At 48.2% G+C, this 14,147-nt stretch carries 15 protein-coding genes and 1 tRNA gene; 10 read left to right on the top strand and 6 right to left on the bottom strand.

The window, feature by feature from the left end; all coding sequences use genetic code 11:
* Positions 1-27: 27 nt before the first annotated feature.
* The 6 genes from ACMGDE_RS16415 to ACMGDE_RS16390 all read left to right on the top strand — a co-directional run bounded on the left by ACMGDE_RS16415 (position 28) and on the right by ACMGDE_RS16390 (position 4,996).
* Positions 28-909 carry a tyrosine-type recombinase/integrase gene (locus tag ACMGDE_RS16415; protein WP_436833909.1) on the top strand — a complete coding sequence of 294 codons (882 nt, stop codon included), beginning with the start codon at positions 28-30 and terminating at the stop codon, positions 907-909.
* Positions 910-923: 14 nt separating this feature from the next.
* A complete protein-coding gene (hpf, locus tag ACMGDE_RS16410) occupies positions 924-1,271 on the top strand; it encodes a ribosome hibernation-promoting factor, HPF/YfiA family (protein WP_436833908.1) in 348 nt (115 codons plus the stop codon).
* A gap of 60 nt (positions 1,272-1,331) precedes the next feature.
* A complete protein-coding gene (locus ACMGDE_RS16405) occupies positions 1,332-2,273 on the top strand; it encodes a ComEA family DNA-binding protein (RefSeq protein ID WP_436833907.1) in 942 nt (313 codons plus the stop codon).
* Positions 2,266-2,793, top strand: a complete 528-nt coding sequence (locus tag ACMGDE_RS16400) for an adenine phosphoribosyltransferase (protein WP_436833906.1) — start codon at positions 2,266-2,268, stop codon at positions 2,791-2,793. Before ACMGDE_RS16405 ends, ACMGDE_RS16400 begins: the two co-directional genes overlap by 8 nt.
* Positions 2,794-3,033: 240 nt before the next feature.
* Positions 3,034-4,194, top strand: coding sequence for an acyl-CoA dehydrogenase (locus ACMGDE_RS16395; protein ID WP_436833905.1), 1,161 nt, complete (start codon positions 3,034-3,036; stop codon positions 4,192-4,194).
* Positions 4,195-4,222: 28 nt separating this feature from the next.
* Positions 4,223-4,996: a TerC family protein gene (locus tag ACMGDE_RS16390; RefSeq protein ID WP_436833904.1), complete on the top strand. Its 774-nt coding sequence runs from the start codon at positions 4,223-4,225 to the stop codon at positions 4,994-4,996.
* Here ACMGDE_RS16390 and ACMGDE_RS16385 read toward each other — a convergent pair.
* Positions 4,993-5,136: a hypothetical protein gene (locus ACMGDE_RS16385; protein WP_436833903.1), complete on the bottom strand. Its 144-nt coding sequence runs from the start codon at positions 5,134-5,136 to the stop codon at positions 4,993-4,995. The genes ACMGDE_RS16390 and ACMGDE_RS16385 overlap by 4 nt on opposite strands.
* A gap of 92 nt (positions 5,137-5,228) precedes the next feature.
* Between ACMGDE_RS16385 and ACMGDE_RS16380 the strand changes: the two genes are divergently transcribed.
* Positions 5,229-6,344 carry a M42 family metallopeptidase gene (locus tag ACMGDE_RS16380; RefSeq protein WP_436833902.1) on the top strand — a complete coding sequence of 372 codons (1,116 nt, stop codon included), beginning with the start codon at positions 5,229-5,231 and terminating at the stop codon, positions 6,342-6,344.
* A gap of 86 nt (positions 6,345-6,430) precedes the next feature.
* Positions 6,431-6,739 (top strand): DUF3467 domain-containing protein, encoded by a 309-nt coding sequence (locus ACMGDE_RS16375; RefSeq protein WP_436833901.1) that lies wholly within the window; start codon positions 6,431-6,433, stop codon positions 6,737-6,739.
* 273 nt (positions 6,740-7,012) lie between these two features.
* Here ACMGDE_RS16375 and ACMGDE_RS16370 read toward each other — a convergent pair whose 3' ends face one another.
* The 3 genes from ACMGDE_RS16370 to ACMGDE_RS16360 form a co-directional block, all read right to left on the bottom strand.
* On the bottom strand, positions 7,013-10,078 hold the full coding sequence (locus ACMGDE_RS16370; RefSeq protein ID WP_436833900.1) for a glycosyl hydrolase: 3,066 nt from the start codon (positions 10,076-10,078) through the stop codon (positions 7,013-7,015).
* Positions 10,079-10,269: 191 nt separating this feature from the next.
* Positions 10,270-10,569: a hypothetical protein gene (locus ACMGDE_RS16365; protein ID WP_436833899.1), complete on the bottom strand. Its 300-nt coding sequence runs from the start codon at positions 10,567-10,569 to the stop codon at positions 10,270-10,272.
* Positions 10,570-10,834: 265 nt separating this feature from the next.
* Positions 10,835-10,922, bottom strand: a tRNA-Ser gene (locus tag ACMGDE_RS16360).
* Positions 10,923-11,084: 162 nt separating this feature from the next.
* Between ACMGDE_RS16360 and ACMGDE_RS16355 the strand changes: the two genes are divergently transcribed.
* A complete protein-coding gene (locus ACMGDE_RS16355; protein WP_436833898.1) occupies positions 11,085-11,765 on the top strand; it encodes an HAD family hydrolase in 681 nt (226 codons plus the stop codon).
* Here ACMGDE_RS16355 and ACMGDE_RS16350 read toward each other — a convergent pair.
* Positions 11,741-12,517, bottom strand: a complete 777-nt coding sequence (locus ACMGDE_RS16350) for an amidohydrolase family protein (RefSeq protein WP_436833897.1) — start codon at positions 12,515-12,517, stop codon at positions 11,741-11,743. The genes ACMGDE_RS16355 and ACMGDE_RS16350 overlap by 25 nt on opposite strands.
* Before the next feature lie 121 nt (positions 12,518-12,638).
* Between ACMGDE_RS16350 and ACMGDE_RS16345 the strand changes: the two genes are divergently transcribed.
* On the top strand, positions 12,639-13,277 hold the full coding sequence (locus tag ACMGDE_RS16345) for a hypothetical protein (RefSeq protein WP_436833896.1): 639 nt from the start codon (positions 12,639-12,641) through the stop codon (positions 13,275-13,277).
* A gap of 35 nt (positions 13,278-13,312) precedes the next feature.
* On the opposite strand, the gene ACMGDE_RS16340 is transcribed toward ACMGDE_RS16345, so the two are convergent.
* Positions 13,313-14,062: a DeoR/GlpR family DNA-binding transcription regulator gene (locus ACMGDE_RS16340; RefSeq protein WP_436833895.1), complete on the bottom strand. Its 750-nt coding sequence runs from the start codon at positions 14,060-14,062 to the stop codon at positions 13,313-13,315.
* Between the last annotated feature and the right edge of the window lie 85 nt (positions 14,063-14,147).

The raw sequence follows: 14,147 nt of genomic DNA, 5'->3' as shown, positions 1-14,147 counted from the left end.
CAAGTAGAATATTAAGGGTAGTTTTTGATGTTTGTAGACCGCTTTATTAGCTTTATTAGGTTCGAGAAGCGTTATTCTGAACACACCAGTACGGCATATAGCTATGAGATCCGGCGCTATACCGACTATTTAGCAGCACACCAGCTTGATATTGATCAGGTGACCCATCGGCAGGCGAGGGCGTATCTGGCCACGCTGTTAGCCGGGGGGCATCATCCAAGGAGCGTCAACCGAAGCCTCTCTGCGCTCCGAACATACTATCATTTCTTAATGCGGGAGGCGGTCGTGCCACAAAATCCATTTGCCCTGATCAAGGCAATGAAAACACCCAAAAAACTTCCGGTGGTGGTGGATCAGCAGAAACTGGCCTCGTTGCTCGATCGGGAGGATACGTTTGCAGACACGTTCGAAGGCCTGCGGGATAAAACCGTTATCGAGCTGTTATTTGGCACAGGCATACGGCTTTCCGAATTGTTGCAGATCCGCGAAGAACACATCGACTTTTATAATCAGAATATCCTCATTTTCGGCAAACGGAACAAGGAAAGGCTCGTTCCCCTGAACCAAACATTGGCCGGATTGCTCCAAGGTTACATTAAGGAAAAAAAAAAGCAACAATTTGATAACAATTCTCCCTATCTCATCGTTACTAAAGAAGGGAAGAAAGCATACCCCAAATTAATTTATGACATCGTGACCCGCTACCTGGGTGCAATATCGACACAGCAGAAAAAGAGTCCACATGTATTGCGCCACACATTTGCCACCGCCTTGCTTGACAATGGGGCTGATTTAAATGCGATAAAAGAATTGCTGGGGCATGCCGGGCTGGCGGCCACGCAGGTATATACACATAATTCGGTAGAGCGACTTAAATCGATTTATAAACAGGCCCATCCAAAGGCCTAAAAAAAGGAGGAAACATGAATATTACCGTGCAATCTATCCGGTTTGATGCAGACAGGAAGCTCATCAACTTCATCCAGAAAAGGGTAAGCAAACTCGATCAGTTTTTTGACCAGATCATCGTTGGTGAATGTTACCTAAAACTGGAAAATGTGGAAGACGAAGCAAACAAGATCACCGAATTCAAGCTCAATATTCCCGGCAGCCAATTGTTTGCTAAAGCACAGGCAAAGTCCTTCGAGGCGGCCACCGATGTCGCAGTGGAGTCGCTGCGCAGGCAAATCAACAAACATAAAACCAAAACACGTACAAAGGCGAGCAACCATAAGGAGTTAATTTCCTTAACGGATGAACGGGTTGCATAAGCTTATTTGATCAAACCATTTTTTTGCTATCTTTAAGGTGCCAAAACCAACCGGATAGCCGTGAATAAATGGTTTGAACGACATGTTGCTTTTAGCCGTAGGGAACTTACCGGTATTTGCGTACTGGGTGTGTTTTTATTGGCTTTGTGGCTGGCGCCGCGGTTATATCGTACACGGGAAGTTCGTGACAGCGATTTGTCCGACCATATCGTTCATATCGAACGTTTTTTGGCTACGGCCAACGCGACTAAACCGCTGGCCACCGAGCCCGTGCGGAAACCCGCCAGCGCTCCGCGTCGCGGGGAGCCAATCGAATACGTTGCATTCGACCCCAATGGGCTGGCTGTGACGGACTGGAAACGGCTTGGACTTTCCGAGGGGCAGATACGGGTGATTAAAAATTATGAGGCGAAGGGCGGCCGTTTTCGAAAAAAAGAGGACTTGAAAAAGATCTATTCGATTGATGAAGCGGACTACTCCCGGCTCGAACCCTACATCCGGATCAGCACGACCGGCGAGTCTTCTGTGCCGCCGCGACCGGATAGCAGTTACCGACGAAGCAACGATTTCGGGCGTGAGGAGCCAGCGCGCCAATTGATCCCGTTGGATCTGAACGCAACCGATTCGCTCGAACTGCAACGGTTGCCCGGTATCGGTCCGGTGTATGCGTCGCGCATTGTCCGATTCCGGGATCGCTTGGGCGGTTTCTACCACATTTCTCAACTGATGGACGTATACGGATTTGACACCGCACGGTTTGACGGACTGAAAGCCCACATCTTTGTTGATACGGCCAGCGTGAAAAAAATAGCGCTGAACGTTGCCGACTATGATCGGCTGAGAAATCACCCGTTGATCAGTCCAAAACTGGCCAATGCAATCGTGCAATACCGCAAACAACACGGACCGTATCGGTCGCTTGCTGATTTATTGAATATCGCGATCATGGATGAGGGTATTTTTCGTAAAATTGCACCGTACTTAACGATTGTCCATGATTGAGCAGCGATTGAAATCTGTTATACGGGATGTGCCGGATTTCCCTAAACCGGGCATTGTTTTCAAAGACATCACGCCCATTCTCAAGGACCCCCAATTGTGTGCGTCCATAGTGGACCGCTTTGTCAGCCTGTTGTCCGCAGATGATATGGATGTGGTGGCGGGTATCGAGAGCCGGGGCTTTTTATTTGGACCCATGCTCGCCCAACGACTGGGGAAACCATTTGTTCCGGTACGCAAGCAGGGCAAGCTGCCGTATCGAACCGTGAAGCAAGAGTATGCCTTGGAGTATGGTAACGCCACCATCGAAATCCACGAAGATGCATTTCCGGCGGGTAGCCGTGTACTCATCCACGACGACCTGCTGGCTACCGGCGGTACGGTGCGCGCCACCAGCCAGCTGATCGAAAAACTGGGCGGAAAAGTGGTCGGCTATGCCTTTGTCATCAGCCTGGACTTTCTAAATGGTAAGGAGCAGTTGTACCGATATAGCCCGCACGTGATTTCGCTCATCGGATATTGAAAAAACCGATAATTTCTTGCTGGAAATTATAGCAACCCAAATGGTCTTCAGTTGTGGGCGATACCTGCTAGTTAAACAGAATTCATACCCAAAACCATTTTATATCATATTTTACGATATTTTGTTTGGTTTACATTTCAATGTATATTATTTATCATTGCACGAAGCCGGCATCATCCGGCAGGCGGTACGCTTTGAAGTCAGTGATCGCAGTGCATAAAATAAAACCACATTGAATATATGGATAGTTTATCAAACACGGTGACCGACGAAAATCGAGACATGGTACGCCAAATGGTGCGCGAATTTGCAGATAAATACATCCGTCCGCATGTGATGGAATGGGATGAGGCCCAGATTTTCCCCGTAGATACCTTCAAGGCGATGGGACAACTGGGATTAATGGGTGTACTCGTACCCGAGACCTACGGCGGTGCAGGCCTGGGCTACCAGGAGTATGTAGACGTCATTGTGGAAGTAGCCAAGATCTGCGGAGGTGTAGGTCTTTCGCTGGCGGCCCACAACTCGCTGTGTACAGGGCACATTCTCGCTTTCGGTAATGAACAGCAAAAACAGCGGTGGCTGCCCAAACTGGCTTCCGGGGCGTGGATAGGCGCCTGGGCGCTTACCGAGGCCAATACGGGATCCGATGCCTTGCGCATGAGCACCACGGCAGTACTGGAGGGTAACGAATACCTCATCAACGGCTCGAAAAATTGGATCACCCACGGGAAAAGCGGAGATGTCGCGGTCGTCATGGTGCGGACGGGCGAAAAGGATCGCGCTCATGGGGTATCGGCGTTGGTCATCGAAAAAGGCACCCCCGGATTCACGCACGGGAAGAAGGAAAACAAACTGGGTATGCGGGCGTCCGAAACCACTGAGCTTATATTCGACAATTGCCGGGTACCCAAAGAAAATCTGCTCGGCGAAGAAGGCGAGGGGTTCAAACAAGCCATGAAGGTGTTGGATGGCGGCCGCATCTCCATCGCAGCGTTGGCACTTGGCATCGCCAAGGGGGCTTTTATCGCCGCCGTAAAATATGCAAAGGAACGGCAGCAGTTTGGGCAACCGATCGCGAATTTCCAGGGGATATCGTTTAAACTGGCAGATATGGCAACCGAAATAGAGGCGGCCGAACTGTTGATCAGACAGGCTTGCGCATTGAAAAATAACGGTGGAGAGGTGACCAAGACTTCAGCGATGGCCAAGTATTATGCTTCGGAAGTAGCCGTGCGCTGCGCTACCGAGGCCGTTCAGATTTTTGGCGGGTATGGATATACCAAGGACTTTCCCGTTGAAAAGTACTATCGGGATGCCAAACTATGCACCATCGGTGAAGGCACGTCGGAAATACAGAAACTGATAATCGCTCGGGAAGTATTGAAAAACAATATGTAGCTTTGAATACGGACAGTTACCAAACGATATGGATTGGCTTTTAAACCCTGAGATCTGGATTTCGCTGCTCACCCTTACCGTCTTAGAAATTGTATTGGGTATTGATAACATCGTATTTATCTCTATTTTAAGCGGCAAATTACCTATTGAACAGCAGGCGCGTGCGCGACGACTTGGCCTATTGCTGGCGCTTGTGACGCGGGTGCTGCTGTTGTTTTCCATTAAGTGGGTGATGTCGCTTACGGGCACGTTGGTGAACCTATCAGATTGGTTCAATATTCAGGATGAGCAGTGGGCGGCTTACCTGGATTTATCGGGTCGTGACCTGATCCTCCTGCTGGGTGGTATATTCCTGATTTACAAAAGCACCACCGAGATTCACCAGAAGATCGAAGGCGATGGGGAGGCCCACGAGCTAAGAGGCAAGGCCGTCACATTTGCCAATGTTATCCTGCAGATCATGATTCTCGACATTGTTTTCTCCCTCGATTCGGTCATCACCGCCGTAGGGATGGTAGACCACATCGAAGTGATGATCGCTGCCGTCGTCATCGCGGTGATCATCATGATGATATCCGCCAGCACGATCAGCAATTTTGTCAATAAACACCCTACCGTAAAAATGCTGGCCCTGGCATTTCTGCTGCTGATCGGCGTCTCGTTGACGGCAGAGGCGTTTAATCAACATATACCGAAAGGATATATTTACTTTGCCATGGCGTTTTCTGTGCTGGTGGAGTTTCTTAACCTGCGCTCCCAAAAGAAGAAACCGACCTCCAAACCGGAGATCAAGGTACATTAAAGCGAGTTGATCAACGTCCAGTACCGGTAGCCGAGTACGGCCTGCTGGAATTTGGTCAGCGAGGCCGGATCTTTCCTGGAATACTTCGGTAGCAGATGCTTATTGAGCTTGACAAGCAATTTAAAGAAGGTCTTCTTCATATCCAATTAACAGCTATGCCTGCAAAGTTGTTGATAATTTTCTAATTTTACACGGTCAAGCAATGGCATCGTTATCCATAACCAAACAGAAAATGGCAAAAGCAAAAAAAGAAACAAAAACACATATTCCAGTCGTCACTTCCGAATCACTCGCCTTTTTCGAGCAATATATCAATAACCCGTCACCCACCGGATTCGAGTGGGAGGGCCAGCGCCTGTGGCTGGATTACCTGAAGCCGTATGTAGACGAAACCTATACCGATCACTATGGAACCGCCGTGGCGGTCATCAACCCGACTGCGGACTATAAGGTGGTCATTGAAGCTCATGCGGATGAGATATCGTGGTTTGTCAATTACATCACCAAAGAGGGGCTAATCTATGTCATCCGCAATGGTGGTTCCGACCATCAGATCGCTCCATCCAAGCGTGTGAACATCCACACCGATCATGGCGTGGTAAAGGCAGTCTTTGGCTGGCCGGCCATCCACACCCGATCGGGAGAGAAGGAGGAGAGCCCTACGTTGAAGAATATTTTTTTGGACTGTGGCTGTACCAGCAAGGAGGAAGTGGAAGCGTTGGGGGTACACGTTGGCTGTGTGATTACCTATGAAGATCCGTTTACGGTGCTCAACGACCGGTATTACGTGGGCCGCGCCTTGGATAATAGGGCAGGGGGCTTCATGATCGCCGAGGTAGCCCGTCTGCTTAAGGAAAGCAAGAAGAAGCTGCCTTTCGGCCTGTACATTGTCAACTCCGTACAGGAAGAGATCGGACTGCGTGGTGCAGAGATGATCGCACACCGCATCAAACCGAATCTGGCTATCATTACGGATGTAACACACGATACGCAAACCCCTATGATCAATAAAATCACACAGGGCGACCTTGCCTGTGGCAAGGGTCCGGTTGTATCCTACGCACCTTCCGTACAAATCAATTTCAATAAGCTATTGATTGAGACGGCCAAAAAGCATAGCATTCCTTTTCAGCGACAAGCCTCGTCAAGGTGGACCGGTACCGACACCGATGCGTTTGCGTATTCGAACGAAGGCGTCCCTTCAGTACTGGTGTCTTTGCCATTACGCTACATGCATACCACTGTCGAGATGATCCATAAAGAAGATGTCGATAATGTGATTCGCCTCATTTATGAAACCTTATTAGCGATCAGATCGGGTCATGATTTCAGGTCGTTTGCCCAATAAGATCTCACATGACGAATATGGAAATTTCTTCGCACTTTTGTGAGAAGCAGGTATTTGCAATTGACCACATTAATGATAGCATATAGATGGCAGAAAAGAACGATAACCAATTGAATATCGAGTTGGCGGAGGATGTTGCCGAAGGCACCTATTCCAACTTGGCGATTATTACCCATTCCAGTACGGAGTTTGTAATCGATTTCATCCGTGTCATGCCCGGTATACCGAAAGCGAAGGTGAAATCAAGGATTATCCTAACACCAGAGCATGCTAAACGACTGCTCCATGCCTTGGATGATAACGTCGCCAAGTATGAAGCGGCAAATGGCAAGATCGATGCCCATGAAGAGCCGCCGTTTCCGATGAATTTCGGCGGCCCTACCGCTCAGGCATAATCAAGCGCGCTTGGGTTTATTAAAAATACCGATAATGAAGGCTAAAGCAGCAAGAAAAATCACAATGTTGAATAGGCCTCTGAGCGCATAGAAAAATACGCCTGCTGCCCAAACAACGAGCAAGATCAGGGCGAGGATAAATAGGAAACTTCTCATGGTCGTGCTTTTTTCACTATACAACCCGCAAGCGCGGGTTTTGTTTTGGTTAAGCTATCAACCCCGGAAACCGATTTCTCCAATCAACAACGCTTAACGATACCGAATCTATTTTTATCATTCTACATAAAGGGTGACTGGTCCAAGCAAGCCCGAACTTAACAGCGGCGAATTTTTATTATAATGCCGCCAGGTTGTAAAGGTATACCTGTTAGTCGGCCTTTTTTCATTCTTTACATACCATTCCGGCCATTGCATCTTAACTATCCCGTCGTAGGGCAACTGTTCATCACCAATCAGCCGGTTAGGCCAAAGGTTAGCGACCTCTATCTCCAGAAGATTATCCCTTTTCCGAACAGCGGACGAAATTTCTACCTGCAAGGGCGATGTCCATAATACACCGAGCTCTTTCCCGTTCAGACGAACTCTTGCTACATTATTCACTTTTCCCAGATCCAGATAGATACGTGATCCGTTCATTGTGGTACCAGCTGGAACATCGAATTGCTGACGGTACACGGCAATTCCTGAATAATATTTGATTCCTTCTTCGGAATGCAGGCTCCAATCGCTCAGTTTATCAAACGTTGCTTCTGCCGGTCCGCCCATATTGGTATCAAAAGAAACCGTCCAGGAGCCATTCAGAGCACCGATAAGCCGTTTGGAAGGGAAATTTTCCTTCGCTGTTGCAGCAACCCCAGAACCGCTTTTGCGAAAAATCACAAAAAAACTCTGATGGGGTTCAAACGTTATCGGCACCCTGGTCTGCATGCCAATCTTAGAAAATTGAGGAAGCTTACGCATGTCACCGGTAACCGCATCCCAAAGTTCCGGTTCGGCAACTGTTGTGTTGAACGTACAGAAGGTATTTTGTTTCTCTCCGGTTTTGTTTGCTACGAAATAGATTTCATAATTATTCGTTGTGCGATGCGTATAACGAATTGGGCCGGAAGAACTGAAGTCTTCCCTGATCTTTAAGCCGGCAAGTACACTGCCAGTCGACTCGTAAGAGGGATACAAAGTTTCATCAGCAACTGCTGTGCTACGTCCGCCCCAAATTAGTTTGCCCTTTCCAAAAACCCGGGTTGTGATAGCTGATGGAATCTCAGTACTTCCCCAAAGCTCCATTGCCAGGCGGCTGATTTCGGCATCCGACTGCGGATAGCCAGACAGTCCCGGTGCCCTCTTTGGCGGTATACCGATCACGGTGGCGCCATCCTGGATTAGCGACCTGATCTTATTAAGTAACTTAGGGTTCATGGTTTCAAAAATTGGCATTACCATTACCCCATATGATGCACCACTGGGGAATACGATCCTATTATCTTTAACAGTAGCTTTGTAAAGCTGTCCGGGCGCACATCCGTCGAAACTATATCCTTTCTTATCGATGATTATACCCTCGCCTTCGAGTGCGGAGGAGGGAGGCCTGAAAACATGAGGCGCCCCTTCGGGTGTGAGATAAAGAATTTCTGCTACTGTACGTCCCTGCTGTAATAGATACTGACAGCGAGCTATATAACGATGATATTCACCAACCATGGGCCACCACGTCTGCCCCCGGTCCCAATGAACTCCGTAGGGACCCATCGTCATTCCCGGTTTATATTTGTCGTCCATATATTGATGCTGGTATGTATGGTACACAAAACGGTTTACGCCCATCGCAAATGCCCAATCGCCCTGGCTCTTCATCGAGCCGGGAAATTGTTGCCATCCTTCTTTCGCCTGGGCGGTAAAGGCTTCTGCGGGAACCAGCGTATTACCGTTTACGTGAGCGATGGAACTGGCTTCGATGCAACTGAATGCTGAAGGATGGGCAAAATCTTTGCTCCAAAACTCGCACATTGCCACGTCTGCAACCGCTCCGAGCTCAAGATCCGCGGTAGGATTCATATCATATGGCTCTATCGTTAGCTGGAGCCCATTCCGGTGACTGTATGTTTTTAAGTAACCGGCATGATTCTCAAGAATTAGCTCCTGTGACGTTTGGCGGAGATCCCATAAGAACCGCTCACTTAATTCCAGATTCCCGACAATGTTCCCTGCATACACCGGATAATAAGGTAATGGATCATACCCCCTTCTTTTCTTAAACTCCTCTCTGAATTTTTGGGTCCAATTTTGTGCACCCATTTCCCAGCTGTCGATCTGAAGCCTTTTTAAGCCGCCCGATCCGCTCTCTTTCAGGCCGCCTATTCGTTCGAATATTTTCCCGGTATAAGCGTCCAGGTGTGCGCGCATCGAAACGGTATCGAATTTATCGGCTTCAAAACCTAGCCCCGGGATTGGTGCGGGGCGCGTAATTGCACCATTATTACGACTACCGAACCGCATGACGGTCCATTTTCCTGGAGGAACCTTCCAATTTAATGTGCCATCGGAACGAAGTTTCGCGGTAAGGTCCACTATCGTGTTTTTCTTTATCGACGCAGCAGGGGGTATGGGCCTGAACTCCGCCGGAGCATCCAAGAAGGGTTTCACGCCTTTAACCGAAGTATATGGAGCACGGTAATAAAGTGCTTTGCCGTCAATGTCATCGATCTTCGTGTCGTCTGAAGGTGAAGGGAAGGCCAGAACGGCGACATCCTCATAAAAATCGTCCCATTTCTTCTTCAGGTCTGCTGTTAACGTTGCTTCGCCAAAATAGGGCTTTCGAGGAAGCGGGCGCGGCAAGATAATTTCTTTATTGCCCGGGCCGTTTACCTGCACTGTGCTTGAAACAAGGTGCTGCATAGACTGAGCACCGGTAACCCATGGGCCGCCGCTACCCGTCCATCCCGGACCGGTCCCCAAGGTGATCTCTATCCCAAGCCGTTCAGCCTCACGGATCGTATGCTTAAAAATATCTTTCCATTTATCACTTAAAAAATCCACCGGCCCTCTTGGTACGCCCACATTAACCTCCAGAAAGAGCGCGTTTCCAATTCCCGCCTTTTTCATGGATTCGAGATCTTTAGTGATTGACTCCTCCGAAAGGTTACCATCCATAAAATACCAGTAAACCCCTGGGCGGGCCGAATCCGGAGGGTTTAAAAATCCGGCTTCCAGACTACCGGCCGCAAAGCCAGGTTTTGAAACTGGCACGATAGCCAGCTTTTTGCTACAGGCATATAACAATAAGCCGCAGCAAGCAGCGACTGCGAGAATTTTTCGGGTCATAGGTTTCAGGGAAATGTTCATAAGTTTTTTAGTTTTAAGGTTTCCACACCATAAAATGGACCGTCTGCTGTTCCTGATAGCTTCGATAGCTACCTTCGCCTTGAAGCCTGCACTGAATTTGCTGCGCAGCTACTTCGTGGTTCCTTCTTTCTTTTTTTATTTTACAACTGCTAAGTTAAACATTTAAGCAGCTGTCCAGTATTTGGGGAGTACTATAACATCGCTCCACCCCATTCCATGCCCCCTCTGTATGCGCCTTTATCCCGCTGCCGCTTACCCTTCGCTAAAGTACGGCTGTGGGCACTTCTTCCGAGGGACATGCGGGGGATATGCGGATAGGGACCGAGGGAAGGGTAAGGGGAAGGAAGGGTAAGGGAAAGTGGGCGGGAACATGGGAATGGCTGGCCTTTCTGAACGGGCACACCAATGCCCGACTTTCTCCTGCCCGTGTTCTCCCATCTCGCACGCCGTACGCGGGGCGTACGCGCTCCGAATGCGTGGTTTTCCCGCATACAGCCCGCATACGCCCCGCTAGAATCACGGTAAAAGTGGGAAGAAAGGCAGGAGAAAGTCAGAAGAAAGGCACCTCATTTGCTTTGGCAGAGGGAGGGAATGCCTCAGCTTCACTCCGGCGATCCCTTGTTGAGGACGGCTTTAAAGCAGATGAATGTCCGTTCGCTTCACTCTCTATCATTTTCGTTTTTTCGCCTTGCTCAAGCAAGCTTGGCAAGTCTACAAAACAAAAATGCCCGCTATCGCGGGACATTCATTAATCTGCGGAGAGGGAGGGATTCGAACCCTCGATCCCGTTTCACGGGATACACACTTTCCAGGCGTGCTCATTCGACCACTCTGACACCTCTCCAGATTCTTGGTGGGCTGCAAAAGTAAGTGTTTAATTTAGTATTTCAAATGAAAATATGCAGATCGAGTATCGGTGAGAAGCATTATTGGTTTTTTGTACCTTTACATTGACTTTATTTAGAAAAGAGGCGGTAGGATAGCATGAACACAGACAGTTACCAGCGTGGATACGATAAAAAATAAAAAAGCGGTATTATTTGATTTGGACGGTACGCTCATTGATTCGGAATGGTTTTACTACAAGGCATGGAGAGCGGCACTAGCGCACTATGATTTTACGCTCACGAGCGATATGTGGCTGAATGAGTGGGCCGGCAAAACCGATGGACAGGCATTTGATCTCCTGCGCACCAACTATGCTTTTGAGGCCGACATGTTGGAGGTCTTTGAGCGCGTTCGGAAACGTATTGTCCAGCAGCATGAAGAGGAAGTCATACCGTTGATGCCTGGGGCTACCGATCTGATTAACTTTTTGCATCGGCGGAAGATCACTATGGCCGTGGTCACGTCCAGCAAACGAGAAGTTGCTACCTATCACCTTGAGCGTAACGGGCTAAAGCAGTTTTTTGCCATACTAGTGAGCCGTACGGAGGTACACCATCCCAAGCCCGACGCAGAACCTTACCGCCTCTGTGTGCAGCAGCTGGGCCTGCAGCCAACCGACTGTCTGGTATTGGAAGACTCCCTTACCGGCACCACGGCAGCTGAGGCCGCTGGCTTAACCTGCTTTGGTGTACAGACCCATGAATCCATCCGGCAGGTGCTGAAAGTGAGCCGTTCTTTTGACAATCTCCATGAGGTGCGTGAATTTCTGGAAGATCAATGGCCGGAGGAAAAGGAATAAGCACCAGTCCTCGGTTTATACCAGTCAAAGGCGTTTTTGTAAAATATATTTTCTGTTTCGTCGATCGAGAAGTTATCCTTTATGAGCTGTACGTCTTTATCCGAGAAAGGAATGTTGGCTCGTGTAGAAGGCAAATCTGTCCCAAACATTAACGCTTTAGGATTGATCGAATAAATGGTTTTCATCAACGGTATGGGATCAATAGCTATTCTTCCAAAACCTGTTGCTTTAATGTTTACACCCTTTTCTACCCAATAGTATAATTCTTCAATCCCCTCAGGTGTTAACCCTAAATGGTCTATTGAAAATTTTGGAATGTTTCTTAAAATTGGTTTCAAGCGTTCTAAGTCTTTGTTTTCCACATAAAGCTCGGTATGCCATCCGTATTTATCAAAGAGCGCGTTAGACAGTTTCTCCATATGTCTTACTCCCTCAGAACCGCCCCTTTTGATATTAAACCGAACGGCCACAATATTTGCTTTGGCTAATCTTTCGAGTTCTTCATCGGTGATACCGATAGGAATATTAGCAACACCGAAAAATCCGTCACCCAGCGTTTTTAGGGCGTCAATCAAATATTCCTGATCGAATGCCTGAAAAGAACCCGAGACAATTGCTCCACCAGCTAGTTGATATTTACGCGTAGCATCAATATAGGCCTCAGTTGTAAAATCAGGTGGAACGTATCCATTGTTTTCCACCAGTGGAAATTCCGGATTAATAATATGGAAATGTGCATCAAATATCTTCATAGGGCAGCGCCTCTTCATGCAAACTTAGGCAATTGCTGTTATATGCCACGAAACCAAATCATCCAAATAGCGTTATAATGTTATGGAATACAGCATAATACCGCGTAGAAACCTGGTTTATTTGATAACAATTTTACTTGCCGCTTCGTGTACAGAGCGGACCAACACAGGAGCTGGGCAAGCCGAACAGGGCCAAATGAAAGACATGTCAACTGCGCCTGTTATCGTTTCGGCAACATCTGACCAAGTACCGCGCACGGTTGAGGATATACAGCGCACATACGCCGCTATCGTCGCACAAAAAGAAAGAGGTACGTTGGACTCAGCATCTTTCAAATACTCATGTTATAATGAAAAAAGCGGAACGGTAAGTTATTTTTCGGAAAAAGGTCGCCTTCGGATGATTGTGCATCGATACAATGAATACGACCATCATTCTGCTGTAGATTACTACTTCGTACAAGACAGCACGCTGTTTTTCGTTTACCTAAATAGGGTGTCGTGGGCATTTGAGTCCGGTCCTGAAGGGTCAACTAAAGACAACATTACAGAGCGACGGATTTACCTCGTGGATCAAAAGCCCATCAGGTGCCTGGAGAAAAAATTTGTCGTTCGGTCTGAGGTAGCGAATAATCCCCGTTCAGAATCGGTAGCCAATAAAGAGGTCAATTGTACGCCGTCAGATTCTGTCAATCAACCTTTCTGGATATTGGCGAAATATCATAACCGCAATCCGCCTGACTGCTTGAAGGATGGATAGCGGCAACCATTTGGTTCGGCTCGGTTGACAAAACGCTACAGCACCGTGATGTTCTTTTGGGTATAATGGCTCAATAACGGATCAGTAGGATCGAGTTCGGTAATCAGGTAACTCACCTGGCTTGCCGAACAGATATTGAGCCACTTCACGGTGTTGAGCTTTTCGGAGATGCTGATGACGGCGACTTTCTTGGCCGACCGGATAAGTGCCTTTTTGACCTGCACCACTTCCCAGTCGAGGTCGGTAAGCCCTTCTTCGGAGGAGAACGCATTGGCGCCGAGGATGCAGAGGTCGGCTTTTAAACCGGCTAACTGATTGACGACGCTCGCCCCGACGTGGAGGTTGGCATTTTTCAGCAGCTTTCCGCCGATGCTGATGACATCAAGGCTCTCGTGCTGCGCGAGGGTGATCGCTACCTGTGGACTGATGGTGATGAAGGTGGCCTTCAGGTTGGCGGGAATGACCTTGGCGAGCTCAAGCATCGTGGTGCCACCTTCGGTAAGGATGACCATGCTGTTTTTGATCAGCGAAAGAGCCTTATGCGCTATCCTGGCTTTGGCATCGGCAGCATATACCACATTGTCGGCATTGAACGGCGTGACGAAGGACTTGCCGACAGCCCCGCCGTGTATTCTAATCAGCTTTCCTTCGGATGCCAATTCCTTAATATCACGGCGGATGGTGTCATCAGAAACGTTTAGCTGTTCGCTTAAATCTACGGAAAGCACTTTATTGTGGAGGTCTACCTCCCTCAAAATAATGGCATGTCGCTTATCTTTTCTCATAACGGATGAACTTACTTTCGCAAGCGCTGAAAATTAATGCTCGATTTAATATAAATTTTTGGCCTTGCGGCTTCGTGTGTAAAAA

It is taken from the genome of Parapedobacter brassicae, from assembly GCF_051400755.1.
Lineage (GTDB): Bacteria > Bacteroidota > Bacteroidia > Sphingobacteriales > Sphingobacteriaceae > Parapedobacter.
This window is presented reverse-complemented; position numbering and strand designations above follow the sequence as displayed.